Origin of the sequence: Shewanella indica, assembly GCF_002836975.1 — a bacterium.
Taxonomy (GTDB): Bacteria; Pseudomonadota; Gammaproteobacteria; order Enterobacterales; family Shewanellaceae; genus Shewanella; species Shewanella indica.
Genome location: NZ_NIJK01000029.1, coordinates 62,851 through 82,055 on the forward strand (window position 1 = coordinate 62,851; position 19,205 = coordinate 82,055).

Annotated in this window: 20 protein-coding genes; 9 read left to right on the top strand and 11 right to left on the bottom strand. The window is 51.6% G+C overall.

The window, feature by feature from the left end:
• Positions 1 to 185 precede the first annotated feature (185 nt).
• On the top strand, positions 186 to 980 hold the full coding sequence (locus CX650_RS09290; protein WP_101095764.1) for a methyltransferase domain-containing protein: 795 nt from the start codon (positions 186 to 188) through the stop codon (positions 978 to 980).
• Here CX650_RS09290 and CX650_RS09295 read toward each other — a convergent pair.
• Both CX650_RS09295 and CX650_RS09300 read right to left on the bottom strand, forming a co-directional pair.
• Positions 941 to 1,576: a chemotaxis protein CheD gene (locus tag CX650_RS09295; RefSeq protein ID WP_101095642.1), complete on the bottom strand. Its 636-nt coding sequence runs from the start codon at positions 1,574 to 1,576 to the stop codon at positions 941 to 943. The genes CX650_RS09290 and CX650_RS09295 overlap by 40 nt on opposite strands.
• 45 nt (positions 1,577 to 1,621) lie before the next feature.
• Positions 1,622 to 2,509 carry a TraB/GumN family protein gene (locus CX650_RS09300; RefSeq protein WP_101095643.1) on the bottom strand — a complete coding sequence of 296 codons (888 nt, stop codon included), beginning with the start codon at positions 2,507 to 2,509 and terminating at the stop codon, positions 1,622 to 1,624.
• A gap of 47 nt (positions 2,510 to 2,556) precedes the next feature.
• Between CX650_RS09300 and CX650_RS09305 the strand changes: the two genes are divergently transcribed.
• Both CX650_RS09305 and CX650_RS09310 read left to right on the top strand, forming a co-directional pair.
• Positions 2,557 to 2,868 carry a hypothetical protein gene (locus CX650_RS09305; RefSeq protein WP_039034453.1) on the top strand — a complete coding sequence of 104 codons (312 nt, stop codon included), beginning with the start codon at positions 2,557 to 2,559 and terminating at the stop codon, positions 2,866 to 2,868.
• 118 nt (positions 2,869 to 2,986) lie between these two features.
• The gene (locus CX650_RS09310) at positions 2,987 to 4,720 is read left to right on the top strand and encodes a GGDEF domain-containing protein (RefSeq protein WP_373297483.1); all 1,734 of its coding nucleotides are present in this window, start codon (positions 2,987 to 2,989) and stop codon (positions 4,718 to 4,720) included.
• On the opposite strand, the gene CX650_RS09315 is transcribed toward CX650_RS09310, so the two are convergent.
• Positions 4,717 to 5,241, bottom strand: coding sequence for a DUF3016 domain-containing protein (locus tag CX650_RS09315; RefSeq protein WP_101095645.1), 525 nt, complete (start codon positions 5,239 to 5,241; stop codon positions 4,717 to 4,719). The two genes, CX650_RS09310 and CX650_RS09315, sit on opposite strands and share 4 nt — an antisense overlap.
• Positions 5,242 to 5,518: 277 nt before the next feature.
• On the opposite strand from CX650_RS09315, the gene CX650_RS09320 reads away from it, so the two are divergent.
• Complete coding sequence (locus CX650_RS09320) at positions 5,519 to 5,824, top strand: hypothetical protein (RefSeq protein ID WP_101095646.1); 306 nt, start codon at positions 5,519 to 5,521, stop codon at positions 5,822 to 5,824.
• Positions 5,825 to 5,830: 6 nt separating this feature from the next.
• On the opposite strand, the gene CX650_RS09325 is transcribed toward CX650_RS09320, so the two are convergent.
• Entirely contained in the window at positions 5,831 to 6,340 is a 510-nt protein-coding gene (locus tag CX650_RS09325; RefSeq protein WP_101095647.1) for a DUF4240 domain-containing protein, read from the bottom strand.
• Between the two features lie 119 nt (positions 6,341 to 6,459).
• On the opposite strand from CX650_RS09325, the gene CX650_RS09330 reads away from it, so the two are divergent.
• The 3 genes from CX650_RS09330 to CX650_RS09340 all read left to right on the top strand — a co-directional run bounded on the left by CX650_RS09330 (position 6,460) and on the right by CX650_RS09340 (position 8,260).
• On the top strand, positions 6,460 to 6,855 hold the full coding sequence (locus CX650_RS09330; RefSeq protein ID WP_101095648.1) for a hypothetical protein: 396 nt from the start codon (positions 6,460 to 6,462) through the stop codon (positions 6,853 to 6,855).
• Positions 6,856 to 7,028: 173 nt separating this feature from the next.
• On the top strand, positions 7,029 to 7,301 hold the full coding sequence (locus tag CX650_RS09335; protein WP_039034447.1) for an HU family DNA-binding protein: 273 nt from the start codon (positions 7,029 to 7,031) through the stop codon (positions 7,299 to 7,301).
• 266 nt (positions 7,302 to 7,567) lie between these two features.
• Positions 7,568 to 8,260: a TorF family putative porin gene (locus tag CX650_RS09340; protein WP_039034446.1), complete on the top strand. Its 693-nt coding sequence runs from the start codon at positions 7,568 to 7,570 to the stop codon at positions 8,258 to 8,260.
• A 41-nt stretch (positions 8,261 to 8,301) separates the two neighbouring features.
• On the opposite strand, the gene rimK is transcribed toward CX650_RS09340, so the two are convergent.
• The 4 genes from rimK to CX650_RS09360 all read right to left on the bottom strand — a co-directional run bounded on the left by rimK (position 8,302) and on the right by CX650_RS09360 (position 13,592).
• Positions 8,302 to 9,207: a 30S ribosomal protein S6--L-glutamate ligase gene (gene rimK, locus CX650_RS09345; RefSeq protein ID WP_039034445.1), complete on the bottom strand. Its 906-nt coding sequence runs from the start codon at positions 9,205 to 9,207 to the stop codon at positions 8,302 to 8,304.
• Between the two features lie 84 nt (positions 9,208 to 9,291).
• Entirely contained in the window at positions 9,292 to 11,019 is a 1,728-nt protein-coding gene (locus tag CX650_RS09350) for a putative bifunctional diguanylate cyclase/phosphodiesterase (RefSeq protein ID WP_101095765.1), read from the bottom strand.
• Positions 11,020 to 11,031: 12 nt separating this feature from the next.
• Positions 11,032 to 11,463 (bottom strand): response regulator, encoded by a 432-nt coding sequence (locus CX650_RS09355; protein WP_101095649.1) that lies wholly within the window; start codon positions 11,461 to 11,463, stop codon positions 11,032 to 11,034.
• Positions 11,460 to 13,592, bottom strand: a complete 2,133-nt coding sequence (locus CX650_RS09360) for a CHASE domain-containing sensor histidine kinase (protein ID WP_373297492.1) — start codon at positions 13,590 to 13,592, stop codon at positions 11,460 to 11,462. Before CX650_RS09360 ends, CX650_RS09355 begins: the two co-directional genes overlap by 4 nt.
• Before the next feature lie 304 nt (positions 13,593 to 13,896).
• On the opposite strand from CX650_RS09360, the gene CX650_RS09365 reads away from it, so the two are divergent.
• Positions 13,897 to 14,079 (top strand): PA3496 family putative envelope integrity protein, encoded by a 183-nt coding sequence (locus CX650_RS09365; protein WP_039034443.1) that lies wholly within the window; start codon positions 13,897 to 13,899, stop codon positions 14,077 to 14,079.
• 35 nt (positions 14,080 to 14,114) lie between these two features.
• On the opposite strand, the gene CX650_RS09370 is transcribed toward CX650_RS09365, so the two are convergent.
• Positions 14,115 to 15,080, bottom strand: a complete 966-nt coding sequence (locus CX650_RS09370; protein ID WP_071239136.1) for a PDC sensor domain-containing protein — start codon at positions 15,078 to 15,080, stop codon at positions 14,115 to 14,117.
• A 222-nt stretch (positions 15,081 to 15,302) separates the two neighbouring features.
• On the opposite strand from CX650_RS09370, the gene CX650_RS09375 reads away from it, so the two are divergent.
• Positions 15,303 to 16,655 (top strand): flavohemoglobin expression-modulating QEGLA motif protein, encoded by a 1,353-nt coding sequence (locus tag CX650_RS09375; protein WP_071476854.1) that lies wholly within the window; start codon positions 15,303 to 15,305, stop codon positions 16,653 to 16,655.
• Between the two features lie 56 nt (positions 16,656 to 16,711).
• Here the strand turns inward: CX650_RS09375 and CX650_RS09380 are convergent, their stop codons facing one another.
• Both CX650_RS09380 and CX650_RS09385 read right to left on the bottom strand, forming a co-directional pair.
• Positions 16,712 to 18,079 (bottom strand): alanine/glycine:cation symporter family protein, encoded by a 1,368-nt coding sequence (locus CX650_RS09380; RefSeq protein ID WP_039034440.1) that lies wholly within the window; start codon positions 18,077 to 18,079, stop codon positions 16,712 to 16,714.
• A 114-nt stretch (positions 18,080 to 18,193) separates the two neighbouring features.
• Positions 18,194 to 19,156: a LysR family transcriptional regulator gene (locus tag CX650_RS09385; protein ID WP_071476855.1), complete on the bottom strand. Its 963-nt coding sequence runs from the start codon at positions 19,154 to 19,156 to the stop codon at positions 18,194 to 18,196.
• Between the last annotated feature and the right edge of the window lie 49 nt (positions 19,157 to 19,205).

Below are 19,205 nucleotides of genomic sequence, written 5' to 3' on the forward strand. Positions count from 1 at the left end.
ACACTGAATTCCATAACCAAAAAGCCCACCTTGAGTATTCCAAGCCGAGCATTATACCTCATCCCTGCCGTTTTCGGAGCTATCTATGATTTTGCGATCTGTCCGCCATAAGCGCTTGGCTCTGATGCCAAGGGCTGCGGCTTGTGAGACACTATATGCCTTCAAGTCATTCAGAACCCTCCAAAGTGCAAGATCAGAACTTTGACAAGCTGGCGCAAAAGTTCGCCAACAATATTTATGGAACCCCTAAAGGACAGATCAGAGCCGCGGTGCTCTGGCGCGATCTGCAGGAACAGTTACCCTACTTTGCCGGCCGTAAACTCAGAGTACTGGATGCCGGTGGCGGTTTCGGTTTTTTCAGTCAGAAACTGGCGGCTATGGGGCATGAGGTGGTGCTGTGCGATATCTCATCGGCCATGCTGGAACAAGCCCGGGAACAGATAGCCGCCTCGGCCGCCCCCTTGGATATTCAACTGCTGCACTGCGCTATCCAGGAGCTGAACGTAACAGAACGGGGCCAGTTCGACCTCATTCTCTGCCATGCGGTTGCCGAATGGTTGCATGATGCCAAAGGTACGCTGGCGGGCTTGCTGTCACTCTTGAAAGATGACGGCCTGTTTTCACTGATGTTTTTCAATAAGGAAGCGATGCGCTTTCACGCCCTGGTGTCAGGTAATCTCGACTATGTGTCTGCCGATCTGCAAACCCGCAAAAAAGTCCGCCTCAGCCCGAAACATCCGCTGCAAATAGCTGACGTACAAGCTTGGTTTAAGGAGTGGCAACTGGAGTTGAGGTGTGAATCCGGGGTCAGAGTCATCCATGACTATCTTAAAAAGAGCTTGCCGGATAATTTCGACTTCCAGCAACTACTTGAGATGGAGCTGAAATACTCACGCCAGCAACCCTATCTGTCTCTGGGCCGTTACGTGCATTTCATTGCTCACAAGGCATCCGGGCCGAATAACTCGATCGAGGGTTGATCTTTGCTATCCACTATCTGATCCAGATAACGGTTCTCTTCCGGCACCAGCTGTGCCAGACGTTCGGGATCCATGTGCTTGAGCAAGACCTTGCCGCTGTTGGGGTGAAACATCACCTTGCGCGGCCAAGGGCCGCCCAAATCCTCCGCCTGCACAGGGATCTGCTCAAGTTTGAGATAACGCAGTACAAAATCTATGTTGGACTGGCCGACATTCAGCACACTGTTTTGGCCCATTCTGGCACCGCCAAAAATCTTGGCCTGTAATCTATGTCGCTGACCGCCGACACAGAGTATGGCGTTGACCAACTGCTCCATGGCCCAGTTGCCGTAACGACAGCTGTAACTGGTCAGTTGCTGCCAATCTTCGTGAAGTTTGCGCTCGGGTAACAGAAAGTGATTCAAGCCACCTATGCCGAGTACGGGATCCCAGATACAAGCCGCCACGCAGGAACCCAAACGGGTAAAAATGTACTCATCGGCACCTGTAATATAAAAATCGCCGGGATCGACCCTGGCAACCACCTTGCCAAAACGTTGATCCCACTGACGAACTGTTCCTTCAAACCCCTTGTACGCATCGCTAATGCCTTGCATCTCAACTCCCTGTGTTCAAGCACAGCAAGTATAGACCTCAGCCCCTCAGTTTGCCTCGCCGGACGGTATATCACAGCTTTGCTGCCAGCAGTTACGACTGTCGACTCCGGCTTTATGCAAATACTCGAGTAGGCTCCTTTTGCCGGCCAGATGCCCGGCACCGACGGCCACAAATAATGGCGCCTGATTGGAACCCATTAGACTCAACAGACGCTCGGCCATGCCTTGGTTACGCTGCCACAGCAGTTTTTCCAGCAATACGTTTTCTCCTTCGGTGGACAGCTGATGCAGCATCAATTCGGCCAACGCTTTTTCATTCCCGCTGCGCCAGGCCGTGATCAGCGCCTGGATCTCCCTATCTTCACCGCGAATGCTCTCCCTAACCATATTCCACTGGTACTTCAGCGCCAGCGAGTTCAGCAGTGCCAACTGCATTTCTGTACTTTCCAGCTCTAACACAGGTTTGCCACCTACCCCATCCAACAGATACTGCTCAACACCCAGGCTGGGTTGATAACCCAGCTCCACGAAGCGTTGCATACTGATCTGTACCGACTGCAACCAGGGGGACATCATAGCCAATTGCCGACATAAAGGTTTACCGCCACAGTATCCCTGCAGCAGCGTCTGAGTTTCCTCATCCGGTGTTGCAGCCTTCAAGCCATACTGCTGCAGCAATTGCTGCGCCGCAGGATCGCGAATATCAGCTTCCAGTACCAGAGCACCGGCATTGTGATAGGCCTGCTCTATCTGGTTTGGCAGTGGATAAAAATCAGCCTTGCCGACATGCACTGAGCCCATGAGAAAAGCCGTCTTACCGGCAAACTCCAACTGGTAGAAGGGTGGTGTATCACCATCTTTTGCTTGGGCCCAACCACTTAAAAGTAAGCCACATCCGAAGAAGAACCACAGCAGTCGACTTGTTGCGCGCATCCCTGTTCCTTATAATTTCAGCCAAAGTTCATCAGTTAGAGGCTGTTATGCCATACACCAAGGTCATTGAGCAACTGAAAGCCAATCTGCAGACCGCTTACCGCCAGGCTGTCGATGCCGATAATCGTCTGGATCAGCTGCAACAAGCCGGTCATGGAAAGTTTTCTGCCGTATTCACTCAAGAGCAAGGCTTTACCACATGCAGTAACCGCTTCCTCCCCTATGTACAGGAGTTGGCACAGGCGGTAGCGGATCTTGAAGCCGAAACGGCACCCACCCCGGAACAGCTGGAAGCCCTACTGCCGAAACTGGCAGTCTTGTTGCAAACGCTGCAACAATTTAAACAGCAGAGTAAATAGCAAGAGTTCAATCAGTTGAATCAATAATATGAGCCGGGCCAAGCCCGGCCTTGTCATCTTAGTGTCACTTGCAACACCTAGACTCTATCCGATTTGGGGCCTTGTAAGGTATTGCAGTTTGATGGCCATAGACAGAATAGCTGAACTCGGAAGTGTGTTGGATAACGAGGATGTCACCGCACTGTTTCAGCCGATTATCAACATAGACAGCAACAGTATTCATGGTTTTGAAGCCTTAAGCCGCGGCCCCATAGGCAGCAGCGTTCACTCTCCATTTCATCTGTTCAGTGCTGCCGAACACCTGGGGCGCCTCTCCGAGCTGGAAACCTTGTGTCGCCGGGTATCCATAGCCCAATTTCAGCAAAAACAACTGCCTGGCAAGCTTTTTATCAATATCTCACCCAAGGCGCTGCTGGATCCAACCCATCCCAAGGGGCAAACACTCAAGCTCTTGCAACAGTTCGGCATAGCGCCATCCAATGTGGTCATAGAGCTGTCGGAACAATACCCTGCCGATGACATAGATCAGCTCAAAGCCTGCCTTAATCACTATCGCAATCAGGGGTTTTTGACCGCTCTCGACGACTTGGGTGCCGGTTATTCTGGCCTGCGTCTATGGTCAGAACTCTCCCCCGACTATGTCAAAATTGATCGCCACTTTATTCACCAAATAGACAAGTTTCCGGTAAAACAGGAGTTTGTCCGCTCCATCATAGAGCTTTGCCAAAGCCTGACCTGTAAAGTCATCGCCGAGGGTATAGAGACTGAAGCCGAGCTGACGATACTGCGCCAGCTCGGGATCACTTATTGTCAGGGCTTCTTACTCGGCAGACCCGAGGCGCAGCCGGATAGACAACTGCAAACCCGCTATCTCACCATTCGTCAGCAGGAGCAACCTAGATACAACGAGGCGGCGGAGAGCCTGTGCCATCAGGCACAAACCTGCCCCTCCGAGACTGAGCTCAAGCAGTTGAGCGAACGCTTTCTCTCCCAGCCGGAGCTTCAGTGCATTGTGGTGCTGGAGCATAAACGTCCCTTGGGACTGGTCTATCGCCATCGGCTGATGGAGCTATTTTCCCGTCCCTATGGCCGCGCCTTGCATGAACACCAGGCGGTGACTGAACTCATGGACAGAGACGTGCTTATGGTCGATGCGGCCACACCTCTGTCATTGGTGAGCCAAAAACTTACCGCCAAGCCTGGCTCCGAAATAGCGCAGGAATTCATTATCCTGCGTCAAGGTGAGTTTATCGGTCTTGGTCACACCCGCGAGCTGCTGCAGCGCATTACTGAACATAGAATACAGATGGCGCGCCACGCCAACCCGTTAACTGAATTGCCCGGGAATGTACCCATTCAGGAAGAGCTGCAACGGCTACGGAAACTACGACAGCATTTCTATCTGGCCTATTTTGATCTATGCCATTTCAAGCCTTATAACGACATCTATGGCTTCAGTCGTGGTGATGAAGTGATAAGGGCCGTAGCCGGCCTGCTCAGACAATATGGTAAAGCGCAGTTTATCGGCCACGTGGGTGGCGATGATTTTGTGATGATAGGCACAGAGCCAAAACTACTCGGGGTTTGCCAGCAGATATTGGCCGAGTTTGAGCAGAGTAAAAGGCAATTCTTCAGTGATGAACATTGGCAAAGACAGCGCTTGTTTGCCAAGGACAGACAAGAGCAGGAATGCTTTCAACCGCTATTGCGCCTCAGCGTCGGAATACTGCCACCGCCATTGAGTCTGGATGCCAACGAACATGAATTATCCCGCCTGTGTGCGCTGGCGAAAAAGCAGGCCAAGCACACCCCCCAAGGGCTGTGCTTGCTGGATATGCCGAAAACAGCTTAAAGTTTTGGCTTGAGTGTTTTCTGGAACCAGTCTTTCAGCATTCTTTCTTCATAGCGGAAGCTGTCGCTGTTGATTCTGTCCACATGGTCGAGAAACTGCATATCGGTCAGCTTTTCATCGCCGGCAATGACTACCTGATCGCCTTCCAACAAGCGATAACTGAAGCTTATCTTGGGCGGATAAACGTTCTTGACTACACGTATATCGTTGGCAGTAGCACCAAAGGTAGGCCGCACATCACCGGCCAAATCCACGTCTGTGACCGTCAGCTCCAGCTTTTGGTTGTCTTTTAGAGATGATGAAACATCTTTATCCAGAGTCTTGGTCAAGGTATCAAACAGACGTTTTTCATAACGGGATTGCAGCTCGCTGGCAGACTTGATATCCCGAAAATCCTTGGGTGACTGCCACTCAATTTTGACCTTACCCGATTCAGTCACAGGGTTTTCATCGGCCTTATCGGCCGCCAGCACCGAGCCAGAGGCCAGGGCACTTACAAGTAACAGATGTCTGATTTTCATATCAGCCTCCTTTGGGAGCGATTGTCAGTATGCTTTTGCTTCAAACTCAGAGTATAAAATTTAACCTGAATCCGGGCTTAACGCAAAACTAATATGCGAATAGTGTTGTACTATAAGTAGCTATTTTAATGTGATATTTTTCGTAATACATCATCCAGAAAGATTAACTTGAGTATCAATTTGTAGCCGCAGCAACAAACTTTCAAACAATGCGGCTTGAGTCAGCCCCGCTGAAGTAATCTAATAGACCGAAAACCGAGCCATTACAGGAGCACCAGTGAAACTCTCACCGCCTTTGCTAATTACTTTGGGACTGTTTACCGCTCTGGGAATTGTTCTCGTTGCCATCAATCAGGATGCTAAACCCAAGGGGCCGGAAACCTGGAGTGCCTTCATTTATACCCATGGTTTCGATTCGGGGCGTTATCTCAAAGAGGACGATTTTGGCGACTATGCCAGCTGTAAAGCGTTCGCCATCGAGAAGTCCCAGGCCGCAGAAGGGGCTCCTTGGGAGTGCGGCAGCTACTGCCGCTTTGACTCCCGCCGCCAGGGTTTTCAGTGCGAGCAGATGCGTAATGACTAAGCCTGCTTAGAAGGGGAAACGGGCGCTGAGCTTGGGGTACAGTTTACGCAGTGCCTTGGGCTGATCGTTGAAACGCTTGCCCTTGGGCTGACTCAGCCCCGAAGGCACAAACGGTAACTCTTTGCCGGTACGGGTCTCGTATAGCTGGCCGGCCAGCAGGTCTATCTCCTCAACAAAAGGATAGGCGTAACCATTCAATTGCGGCCAAACTTCCAGCTCTCCCAGCGAATCCGCTGCATTGCAGGCCGCCTGATAACGCTCCTTTCCCAGAGTCACCAGGAAGTTCCGGAACTCGGCGAAACCATAATCTGAATCAACTCCGGCAATGATGTAAGCTGCGCCCCAAAGATCCCAGCTGTAACTCAACCTGAGCAGCCTGGCAAAGTGTTTATCAAACTCTGCCAGCTCATCATCGCCCAGGCTTTGCAGTTTTTCGGTCAAACGCGCCTGGAGTTCCTGTTGTTCCTGATCGGGATAGTCGCGGCTGACCAGCTCCCAGAACTGCTCTTCTGTCATTGAGTGTTATCCTGCCAAAAATGTCGGCGCTCATTTTACCGGAAAATGCGATTAAAATCCGGCTGGACTCACCCCAGGGCTTTCCATAGACTTAGGCCCATTTCTCACAGGAGTCATTTATGTCCATTTCAAGACCAATACCATTGGTACTGCTTTGCATCCTCTATCTGGTACTGGCCGGGGTAGCACTGTGGCGCACCATCAGCACAGGTGCAGTAGATCTGTTTACCTTGGGAGTCATCCCAGTATTGGTAGGCATAATGTTACGTACAAGTTGGTCGCTGTGGGCACTGCGTATCTATCTCTTTATCCAGACTCTGGGACTACTGGCATTGGCCACTACTGCATTGATGGCACTGCAGATAACGCCTGAAGATGTCAAACTTGAGCTGGCTGGACGCAATATCCCCTTGCTGCCGCTGGCGGCTGTGTTGTTGGCCTTGCTGGCATTCCAGTATTGGGTGGCTTTTTCCGCCAACACAAAACGCTTCTTGCAACAGGAAAAATCTGACTAGATCGCACTGAATTTAAGGAAATCAGCGACCGGCTCACAATTTTGTATAATTTTGGTTAAAAAATAGCGAATAAAGCCCAAGAAGCCCGCTGAAAGGCCTTTTCAAGCCAAAAACCTTATGGCATGTTAGATGGGCAATAATAATTCAATCGACGGAAAGAAGAGACGCTCCAGATGAACAAAACTGAACTAATCGCAAAAATGGCAGAACATGCAAACCTGTCCAAGGCAGAAGCTGCCCGCGCCCTCAAGTCGTTCGAAGTAGCAGTGACTGATGCCATGAAAGAAGGATCTAAAATCTCCATCGTAGGCTTTGGTTCTTTCGAAACCTCAACCCGCGCGGCGCGCACAGGTCGTAATCCGCAAACCGGCAAAGAGATCCAGATCCCTGCAGCCACTATTCCCAAGTTTAAAGCCGGTAAGGCTCTGCGTGACAGCGTCAACTAAACTGCTTTTCACGGATGAAAGCGCCTCATATTGAGGCGTTTTTTTATTGTCTGTAGTTCCCAACATCCCACTGCACAGAAAAAGGGCAAAACGCCCTAACTAAAGGCAATAATCTGTTAACTTAGTTTCAGAATAAAAGCTAACTTTCTGTATTTCATATTCATTTAAACTTGGCACAAGATTCGCTCATCCCACAAAGACAATAACGAGTGTCTGCGCCGGTCAAGCTTGCCCGGTTCCGGAACCCAACCATCGAGGGGATGAGAATGAAACACACCAAGTTTTCAATGTCAGTTATTGCAGGTCTGTTGTTGCTGGCCGGCGAAGTCCAGGCGACTGTATCAGGGAATATCGGCGTCGCCTCCAACTATCTGTGGCGCGGGGTTACCCAAACAAATGACTCTGTCGCCGTTCAAGGCGGTATAGACTACAGCCACGACTCTGGCTTTTACCTGGGCACCTGGGCCTCTAATGTCGACTTTGGTGATGACACCAGTTACGAGCTCGATTTTTACGGCGGTTACTCCGGCAGCATAGGCGAAGACTTTGGCTATGACATCGGCTATCTCTACTATGGTTATCCTGATGCCAAGGGTGATATCGACTTTGGCGAACTGGCGTTGACCCTCAGTTGGAAGTGGTTTGAGCTGGGTTATGCCAAGGTGGTCAATGCCGGTGATGATGTAGCCAAAGCGCCGCTGGATAACAAGGATTTGAGCTATATCCACGCGGGTTTCAGCTATCCCATCACGGAAACCGTGACGCTGACGGCACACTATGGTTATTCAGACGGCGATGTGGTGCAGAGCTGGTTCCAGGTTTCCGACTACGCCGACTACCACTTGGCCATCAGCAAGGACACAGGCATAGGCTCTGTCTCCTTTATGGTAGCCGATACGGATCTACCGGACGACGATGCCAAGATAGTGCTCAGCTATGTCTATGAGTTCGAATTCTAAGGAAGGTGCGAACTCCTATATGGGAAAAGCCCGAGGCGCAATCAGGCGATAACAGTTCGATTGTGTTTACGGGCAGCAACCATTTTTTCGATATGCTCCACTATCGGCTCTGCCACCTTGATGCCTGTAGTCAGTTCTATGCCTTCAATACCCGGAGCCGAATTGACTTCAAGCACCAAGGCGCCGCGCTCGGAGCGAAGAATATCCACCCCGGCCACTGCCAACCCCATCGCCTTGACTGCATCTATGGCGCTCTTGCGCTCCTGAGGGGTAATCTTGATTTTCTCGGCGCTGCCACCCAAATGCAGATTGGAGCGAAAATCTCCTTCCGGCCCCTGGCGTTTCATGGCCGCAACCACCTTGTCGCCCACCACGAAGCAGCGGATATCACTGCCGTTGGCTTCTTTGATATATTCCTGTACCAGAATGTTGGCCTTAAGCCCCAGAAAGGCTTCAATAACGCTCTCGGCGGCCTTCTTGGTTTCGGCCAGCACCACGCCTATTCCTTGGGTGCCTTCCAAAAGTTTAATCACCAGCGGCGCACCACCCACCATGGCGATAAGATCCGGAATATCGTCCGGCTTGCTGGCAAAGCCGGTGACCGGCATACCTACCCCTTTGCGAGAGAGCAACTGCAGTGCCCGCAGCTTATCCCTTGAGCGGGCTATGGAGATAGAATCATTGGCGGCGTACACCCCCATCATCTCGAACTGGCGCACCAGGGCACAGCCATAAAAAGTCACACTGGCATGGATCCTCGGGATAATGGCATCAAAACCGCTGAGTTCTTCACCTTCAAGATGAATACTGGGTTGCACCGAGTTGATGTTCATATAACAGTTGAGTGGATTGATCACCAAGGCCTGATGACCGCGTCCCTCACAGGCTTCCACCAGCCTGCGGGTAGAATAAAGCTCGGGAAATTGAGAGAGGATACCGATTTTCATGTTTGGAAGACCCGGTAAAGAGAGTTATGGCCCAGCAAAAAGAGCAGGCATCTTTGACCATACTTTGCCAATAGGCAAGCAAAATCAAACATTCCCCTCGGCCAGCAAAGGTAAAATATGCTGCACTTCAAAATCCGTGGGCCGAATCGGCCGACAGTAAAGATATCCCTGCAGCAGATTGCAGCCTCGTTCACGACAAAACTGCGCCTGCGCCTCTGTCTCTATACCCTCAGCCACAGACACCACGTTAAAACCGTTGGCAAAATTAATCAAGGCAGACAACAGACGTTTACCACGTTCATCCTGCTCGACCGAAGCCACAAAACTCTTGTCGATTTTAAGTACATTGATAGGAAAATATTTGATGTGCTCGAGAGATGAAAAGCCGGTGCCAAAGTCATCCAAAGACAACACTACCCCCAAGGCAGCAATCCGCTCCAACACCTTGGCCAGCTCCAGCGGTTCTTCAATCAGGGCATTTTCGGTGAGTTCCAGCTCCAGCTGCGTTGCCGGCAACCCGGTTTGCTGCAATACCCTGACTATGGTCTGATACAGGGTTTCACGAATGATCTGCGATGGTGACAGGTTTACCGCCACTGATAGCCGCTTGCCTACGGGAGTCAACATCATTAGCCACTCAACGGTTTGCACGCAGGCCTGTGCCAACACCCACTCACCTATCTCATCCACCAGGCCTATCTCTTCGGCTATAGGCAGAAAACTGTCAGGCGCCAGCAGGCCATCTTCCGGATGTTGCCAGCGCAGCAGCGCCTCCACTCCCAAAAGCTCGCCGGAAATTGCATCGAATTTCCCCTGATAAAAGACCCTGAATTCATCCCGCTCCAGCGCAGTTCTCAGCCCCATTTCGATACGGTTACGAAACCTCACCTCCCTGGCCAACTCTTCAGAATAAAACTGGATCTGATTGCGGCCAATTTTTTTGGCGCGATACATGGCTATATCGGCACACTTGAGCAGCTCAGAACTATCACAGACAGAATCACTGTACACTGCAATGCCAATGCTGGCGCCGATCAGCACCTCATGCTCTCCAAGCGGGAAAGGCTCTTCAAAGGCCTGCTGTAGCCTATTGGCCACCGCCATCGGAAAGTAACGATTCTCGGACTCTGTCACCAACACCACAAATTCATCGCCGCCGAGACGGGCAATCAGATCTCCTTCCCTGAGCGCCGCGCTTAGACGGTTGGCCACTTCCACCAATAGGATATCCCCCACCTGGTGCCCTAAGGTGTCGTTGATACCTTTGAAATCATCCAGATCCAAGAGGATCACCGCCAGCATGTCCTGATGGCGCTTGACCTGACTCAAGGTACGATTGAGGCAGAGTTCAAAACCGTAGCGATTGACCAGCTTGGTCAGGGAATCATGTTCAGCCAGCTCTTTGAGCTTCTCGTGGCTTTGGCGCAGTGCCAACGCCATCGAGGCCCGCTGTTTGGCATTGCGGATTGCACGGGTCAAGCGGCTGGTATTCACTTCATCCTTGAGCAGAAAATCCTGCGCCCCAAGTTCGATACAGCGCTGTGCCAGCTTATCGTCTTCATAACGGGAAATCATCACTACCGCGGTCTGCTCTCCGGCAGATTCATTGAGACGGCTCAATACTTCCAGGCCATTGGCATCGGGCAACATATAGTCGAGCAGTATGCCGTCGAAACGCTGCTGACAGGCGAACTCCAAGCCACTCTGGGCACAGTTGGCCTCCATCACCTTAAACGCCAGTGACGATTGATCCAGGGCGCGGATGATAGCGGCTCTGTCTATCTCATCGTCATCGATCAACAACAGATTCATGCTTTCCATCCCTCAGGCTTCCGGCAACTCGACAATACGCCAATAACTTTCCAGCATATTGAAAATATTATAAAAACCATCACTTATTTCATGCTTGACCATATAGCCGGCCACATGATGCTTATAAGCTTCAACCTTGTCTTCATCGGCGCTTGAAGTAGTCAACACAAACACTACTGAGAGAGACAATGCAGGGTCATTACGAATATCACTGAGAAACTCCAGACCATTCATCCTTGGCATATTGAGATCCAACAAAATCAGATAGGGGTGGTGCACCCGGCCATCATTCAGCATCTCCAAGGCCTCCAAGCCATCTTTGGCTCGGACCAAGGGGTTGAGCAATCTGAGCTGCTGCATCGCCCGCTGCACCGCCATGTAATCGACATCATCGTCATCCACCAACAGAATAGTCACTTCCTTATATCCGGCAGTTTGACTCATGACTCCTCCTTGAAGTTGACCGGCCAAGTGAAATAAAAGCTGCAACCACGCCCTTCCGATTTCACCCAAATCTTGCCGCCCATGTTTTCCACCGACTTTTTCACCAAAGAGAGCCCCAGACCACTGCCTTCAACCTCATCTCTTGGCTTAAGTGTTTGGAATATGGCGAAAATTTTATGATGGAACTTGGCCGCTATCCCAGGGCCGTCATCCATAACACAAAAACAATAGTAGTCGCCCTGGCGCTCGCTGCTGACGCTGAGTACCCCCTCCTCTTTATCGTGATGCTTGATGGCGTTGCTGAACAGGTTTCGGAAAACCAATTCCAGCGGCACCCTGGCCGTGGTCAGCACAGGCATTTCAGACAAGATAACCAGCTTGAACCCAGTTGGCGGTGCCACCAGGCTGAAGGTATCCTGCAGTAACTGTTTGCTGTCCACCTCGGTCAACTCGGTATCCACCCTGCCTATGCGCGAGAAGGTCAACAAGCCGTCCAGCAAGAGTACCATTCGCTGGACCCGGCTCTTGATCAGTCGCAAATACTTTTGTACCTGTTCGCTGCTGTTGTCACTGAGATCTTCTGCTAGCCACTCGGATAACTGCTCTATGCCCCGCAGTGGCGATTTGAGGTCGTGAGAAGCTATGTAGGCAAAACTGTCCAGCTCACGGTTTATTTTCTCCAGCTCCTCCGTGTGGCGAGCTTTTTCCGCTTCAATCCGTTTGCGATCCGAGACATCATTGATAGTGGCCAGAATCGACTGGCCATTAGTGAAATGAATTGGGGTCAACCCCACTTCAACCGCCACCAGAGAGCCATCTTTGGCGCGACCAAACAGGTCATCACGCTGGGACATATTCTTGGCAATCGGCTGCTGCAGGTAGCCCCCCATGTGTTGATTGTGCGACTTGTGCAGGCTCTCCGGCAGCAGTATATTCACGCTGCGGCCCAGCAGCTCATCCCGGGCATAACCGAACAGTTGCTCTGTATGGGCATTCACCAGAGTGATGAGTCCATGACCGTCGACCATGATCAGCGCCGATGGCGAGGCCTCGATAACCAAGCGGAAGCGCTTTTCATTGGCCAGGATCTCATTGGCCAGCAAGCCTTCCTGGTATCTGGCCCTGGCGTTACTAAGCAGAAAATAGAGCAGTGCCAAGATAAACAGTACGCCTATGCCCAGCATCAATTTGCTTTGCAGTTTCTCGGTTTCGGTGACAAAACTCTTGTCGGCACCAATTTGCAGCAACCATTGATGACCACCGACTTTGAGCGGCAGCACATGGTTGTAGGTTTTGGTAACCTGGCCTTCCTCCTCAGTGCTGTACAGCAGCGAAGTGTCAGAGGGGGTGTCGCCATCAAAGATCTCTAGATTCAGACTGGGAAACTTGTCGGCCAAAATGCCTTGCATCAGGTTATTCATTCGAAAGGCTGCATAGACCACACCTGTAGCGGCTTTGGGGCCGACAGAAGTTTCATCATAAAGTGCTAAGTACATCAAGAAGCCGGCCTGAATATCCTGCTGAGTTTCCTGTACCAGGGTAATTTTGCCGGATATTGCCGCCTCCCCGGTGTTGATGGCTCTGTCTATCGCTTCTCGGCGAGTCGGTTCGGAATACATGTCATAACCAAATGCCCGCCGATTACGCCAATCGAAGGGTTCCAGATAGATAATGGCCTGGTAGGTATCACGCTTACCGACTGGGTACACCCGGTATTCTTCAAAACCTTCAGCGCGGATAGCTGCCTCATGAGCAATCAACTGCTCCGGGGATACAATAACGCTGTAGCCTATTCCCTGGATCCCGGGATAAAAGCTCTCCATCTTGGCGTTGGTCACATATTCGTGCCACTCCTCACGGGTCACACCATCGGATGCCATAAACAGGCCCACGCCACCCCGCAGTACCTGCTCATAGGTCAACAGACGATCTCTTATGGCATCTTTGACCAACATGGCCTGATACTCAAAGCGCTCACGTCCACGCTGCTCCGCATATTGATTAAACAGGTACCAACCCAGGCAAGTAAAAAGGAGTGCAACCAGGATAATCACCCAAACCGAGGCCGGAGTGGAAAAGCCGAAGCGTTTTACAGAGGTGGATGATGCGGTGAGACGATCGTCCGGGATCATAAACAGCCGAGTCCTTAGCCAATTAAGCGAATGCCATGGGGTTAATTCTGGTCGGGTTCATGAAAAAAACAAGTCAAAAACAGCACAAAATCCCCAAGATTTAGGTTCTTGGAAAATATCGTCAAAATGTTGTCTCGATCTCACATCCAACAGAAGCTCAATGCTAGATTTCAGTTTAACCAAAACTAATATTGACTAGAGGGACGGACAGAATCATTTGCTTTGTTAGACAAAAATTTTTGCTTTTCAGCCAATGCTTTTTTGGCTAGAAAATCCTTGGATAAACCATGAGGAATTCGTGATGGCCCATATTGTTGAACTCGTGCCCAACGATGCTGAAATTGAAGCGATGACCACCCCAAAAAACCGCCAGGCCGAGAAGGCGCTGCAACACAAACGCCAGATAAAACGCCGTTTGGAGGATTATCTGGAACGCCTGGAACTCAGACGAGCCATGGGGCTCGATGATGACGATATGTTTTAGCCTTCAGAAATAGGAGGATGTCAGCAACATCCTCCTTATCCTTGCCGCCCCCGCAAAGACTGGGTTTGGATAAGCAGGGCTTCGGCCTTGGCACCCAACCAGACGTATAGTCCCAAGGCCACCAACAAGCCAACCACCGCCAACATCATCAAAATCGCTCCCTGAATATACTCCACCTGTCCGAGTGATGCCTTGAACATGGTCAGCAAGGCCTCGATGGAGATGGCGATCAATATGGTGGAAACAAAGCGGGTAATGGTGCGCCGGGTGGAACTGTGGCGGAAGATGTCTTTGTGCATCAACACTTCTTCTTCCAGTATGGTCTTACCGAGATCGAATATCGCCAACGCCAGGGTGATATAGATGATGATCCCAAACGGCTTGAGCGAATCATGAGCCAACTGCGGCCCCTGCGCCAACAAATGCCAGATATCCCTGGCCGAGATCAACACCAATACCCCGACTATGATGAATAGCCCTGTCACCAGAGTGAGATAAACCGCCTTGAACAGCGGCGTCACCTTGCGTCTTAAACTGTCGCCCATCATAAACTCAATCAGCCGGGTCAGGTTGATATCTACCACCACAAAGCCACGACTGGCATCCAAACGGCTCACGCCCAGGGACGCCGATAAACATAACTGCCCGGACGCATTGGAAAGATAAGGCGAAGTTATCTGTACCCCACTCTTATCACTGGTATTGAGAAAATAGGGGCGCTGGCTGCGATCCGGATGTTCCCCCACCGCCAGCAGTTTGATCTTTTGCTGGATAAGGGCCAGGTTCGGACTCACCTGCTGGCCATTTTCATCCAGCAAATACATCAATTCCACAAAGGGATAACAGGCCGACACTTCAGAAAACACCTTAATGGCCCGCCCTGTGTCATCAAAGAGCTGAGCATCGGCCATTCCGGTCAAAATCGACTGCAATAGTTCATCGATTAGCGGCTGATACTCATGAAAACGTTCAATCACACTCAAGTAACTCATATTTGCCATAAGGGCTCCTGAAAGTTCGCCTATACAACCTCAAATAAGCAGCTTGAGTGCCAATATTACAACATGATGAATATCAATTAATTAGCTTAAATCATCTGCGCCGACTATGCTCAATAACCAAGCAACTGCACCAAGATCTGGCAAGGATAAATTCTGTTGCCAGACAGCGCGTTATCCAAGATGATAGCCGCCAATAACCTGTGTCTTCCGAGGAGACCATTGATGCCAGACACAAGTACCTATAAAGAGGATCTGCGGCGCCTCTCGGACGAGCTTATCCGGTTGCAGAAACCGATAAAAATCCTCGATGCCATCAAATGGCCAAGGGAGGTGGAAGCCCGATTTCTCGAAAATAACGGCAGACAATTACCTGCCATAGACGCCGAGTTTTACCAGCGTCTGCCACTGCCTTTTGACCCGGATAAGACCCGCCAAGAGTTAACCGAACTGCGTTTGCAGACCCGCAAGCGTCTGGGAAGATACGACAAGCTTGGCAAGATATTGGTGGCTAATATCGAGCAGTATCTTCAGGTTATCGACATGCTGCAACATAGAGGTAAGGCCGACTTCGGTGAGTTCAGCCGTCGCCTCTACGGCAGCGCCAACCATAAGCTCCACGGCGACAGACACAACCTCAGACAGCTCGGCGATCGTTTGAGTTACATCTTCTCGCTGCCGGCAGCGCTGCGCAGCAATCGCCATCACCCCAAAGAAATCGCCGCGCCGGAGGCGGTGGACATACTCGGCCGCCGCCTGAAAGATTATTTCCACAGCGACGATATTCGGGTACGCCTCAGTGACGGCATAGTCTCGGATGCCGCCGTGGGTGGCGATACGGTCAAACTCAACAGCAAGGCGCTATTCAGCCAATCGGATCTCGATGTTTATGAGGTACATGAGGGCTGGGTACATGTGGGCACAACCCTCAATGGCCGGGCTCAACCCTGGGCCACCTGGCTCAGTGTCGGCTCCCCCAGGGTAGCCGCAGCCCAGGAAGGGTTGGCGGTATTGATGGAAACCATCACCCTGAGCTCCAACCCAGGGCGGGCAAGACGCATCAGCGACAGGATCACTGCGGTCGACATGGCCGAGCAAGGTGCTGACTTCATAGAAGTATTCAACTATTTCTGCGGCCAGAATCTCAGTAAACGAGACAGTTACCGGGTGACTCAGCGGGTATTTCGCGGTGGTATGGTGCAAGGTGGCAGTTATTTCACCAAGGATATCTCCTATGTGCGCGGCTATGTGGAAAACATTAACTTTATCCGCTCCGCCATCACAGCCGGGATCCCGGAGATCATCCCCATGTTGTTTGTCGGTAAGCTGGCCATTGAAGATATCCCTGTACTTTATCAGGCTCATAGAGAGGGGCTTATTGCCGCCCCCAAGTATCTACCGCCCATGTTTGATAACTTCAGTGGCCTCTATGCCTGGTTTGGTTTCGCCTCCGGGATGGCCGGGATAGACCTCAAAGGCGTTCAGCGGCACTTCAGTCATCTATTCAAGCAGTTACCCAATGCCGAACCCATGTTTGAACTGCAGGAAGACACTGAGTTTGACAGCAACGCCGACTGATAAAGAAACAGGGCAACTCGAGTTGCCCTGTTTTGGGTTCAGGACCAATTGGATCACTATTTTTGCAACTCGGCCTGACGCTGCTTGATGAAATATTCCCGAGTCAGCGCGAAAACCACAGGACTGAGTAGCGCCAGGGCTATCAGGTTGGGGATAGCCATCATGGCATTGAGGGTATCGGCCACCAGCCAGATAAAGTCCAAAGACGCAACAGCCCCTACCGGCACCATCAGAGTCCAGACCAAGCGAAACGGCACTATGGCGCGAATGCCGAACAGATACTGAACGCACTTTTCACTGTAAAAACTCCAGCCGAGAATAGTGGTAAAGGCGAAAATTGCCAAAGCCACCGCCACTATGTAATGCCCTATGGGCAAGGCATGGCTGAAAGCATAGGAGGTCAAGGCTGCGCCGGTTTCCCCCGAGGTCCAGGCGCCGGAAACGATAATCGCCAAACCTGTGATGGAGCAGACCACTATGGTATCAATAAAGGTACCCAGCATGGCTACCAGACCTTGAGCCACTGGGTTATTGGTCTGCGCAGCCGCATGGGCAATAGGTGCACTGCCAAGACCGGCCTCATTGGAAAATACCCCTCGGGCGACCCCGAAACGTATAGCAGCCCAAACTGCCGCCCCGGCGAAACCACCCTGGGCCGCCACTGGGCTAAAGGCGCTCTCGAATACCAACTCCAGTGCCGCCGGGATCTGATCGAAATAGACCACAATCACAGCCAAGCCTGCTGTGATATAAAACACAGTCATCAAGGGCACCAACTTACCGGCCACATCGGCAATCCGTTTGATACCGCCCATCAGGACTGCACCCACCAGGATCATCATGACCAGGCCAGTTGCCCAGGCTGGAACACCAAAGTTGCTGTCCAAGGCGTCAGCCACCGAATTGGCCTGTACTGTATTGCCGATACCAAAACCGGCAAAGCCACCAAATAAAGCAAATAGCGTTCCCAACCAGGCCCATTTCTGGCCGAGGCCATTCTTGATGTAGTACATGGGGCCACCTATGTGGTTGCCGCTGTCATCGACCTCGCGATACTTGACCGCCAACACGGCTTCTGAAAACTTGGTAGCCATCCCCACCAGCGCGGTGCACCACATCCAAAACAATGCCCCCGGGCCGCCAAGAAAAATTGCCGTCGCCACTCCGGCGATATTCCCTGTTCCTATGGTGGCCGACAGTGACGTCATCAGCGCATTGAAGGGGCTGATCTCCCCTTTCATATTGGTGTCTTTATCCGGGATCCGCCCGGACCAGAGTAAACGGAAGCCTCTCCCCAGCTTGAGAAGTTGCATAAAGCGCAAACCTATGGACAGAAACAGTCCTACCCCCAGGATCATCACCAGCATGGGCACACCCCAAACCAGGCTGTTAAGCTGGCTAACCCACTCCATTATCGTTTCCATTCCAACCTCGTGTAGTTATTGTTATCGCTGCAGTTTCCACCTGTTATGGCAAAACAGCATAAGGAATACCCAGGTTACAACGAAATATTAACAATTGGAAACCCGAGGTCAAACTCAGTCGGCGCTCAACCCCAGGTTGGCCGGCAGCTGGGCTATATCACCGGCCACCCATTCAGCCTCTATACACTGCTGCAGATGCTCAGCCATAAAGTGCACCAATTGCCGCGCCGCATAAGGCATACGCCTGTCTTTACGACTCACCAGATACCAGTTGCTCTCCAACGGGAAGCCCTTCACGTTCAGAATAGCCGGGCGCTCACGCCCTTCCTCCAGGGTATGGGCCGAAATAACAGATAACCCCAGCCCAGAAGCAACCCCCAGACGAATGGCTTCATTACTCTCGATCTGCATACAGTCGCCCAGTTCCATCCCCTGACCGCTGAGCCAGGACTCAAACATTAACCGAGTAGCCGAACCAGGCTCACGGATGAGAAAGCGCTCGCGACTGAGCTGCTCAAACTTGAGTTCACTCTGCCCGGCAGCCCAATGGTTTCTGGGGGCAATCAACTGCAGAGGGTTACGGATGATCCGCGCCGATTGCACAGTATCGCCCCTGGGGGGATGGCTGAAGAGATAAAGATCATCTTCCAGATGCTCAAAGCGATTCAGTACATGGGCACGGTTGCCTATGTTCAGTGTGACTCGGACGCCGGGGAAATGGCGATAGAAGGCGCCGAGGATCCGCGGCACCACATACTTAGCCGTGGTCACCAGGCCGATATTGATGTGGCCGCTCTGCCCTTCCCGCACCTTGGCCAGCATACCGTTGAAGTCTTCCAAACGAGTCATCACATCCACGGCGGCACGATACAGCTCCTGGCCGACCTGGGTCGGTCGCAGTCCTCCCGGGCCGTTTTCCAGTAATGGCTCCCCCACCAGCTCGGCCAATTTTTTCAATTGCAGCGATACGGTCGGCTGAGTCAGATAAAGGTGTCTGGCAGCGGCTGAAATATTCTGCCGCCGGACCACTTCGATATACACCTGCAACAAGCGCAGGCTGAGATGACGAAGATCCATAGATAATTATCTATATATATGTAGTGAATAATTTATTTTCCAATATAGC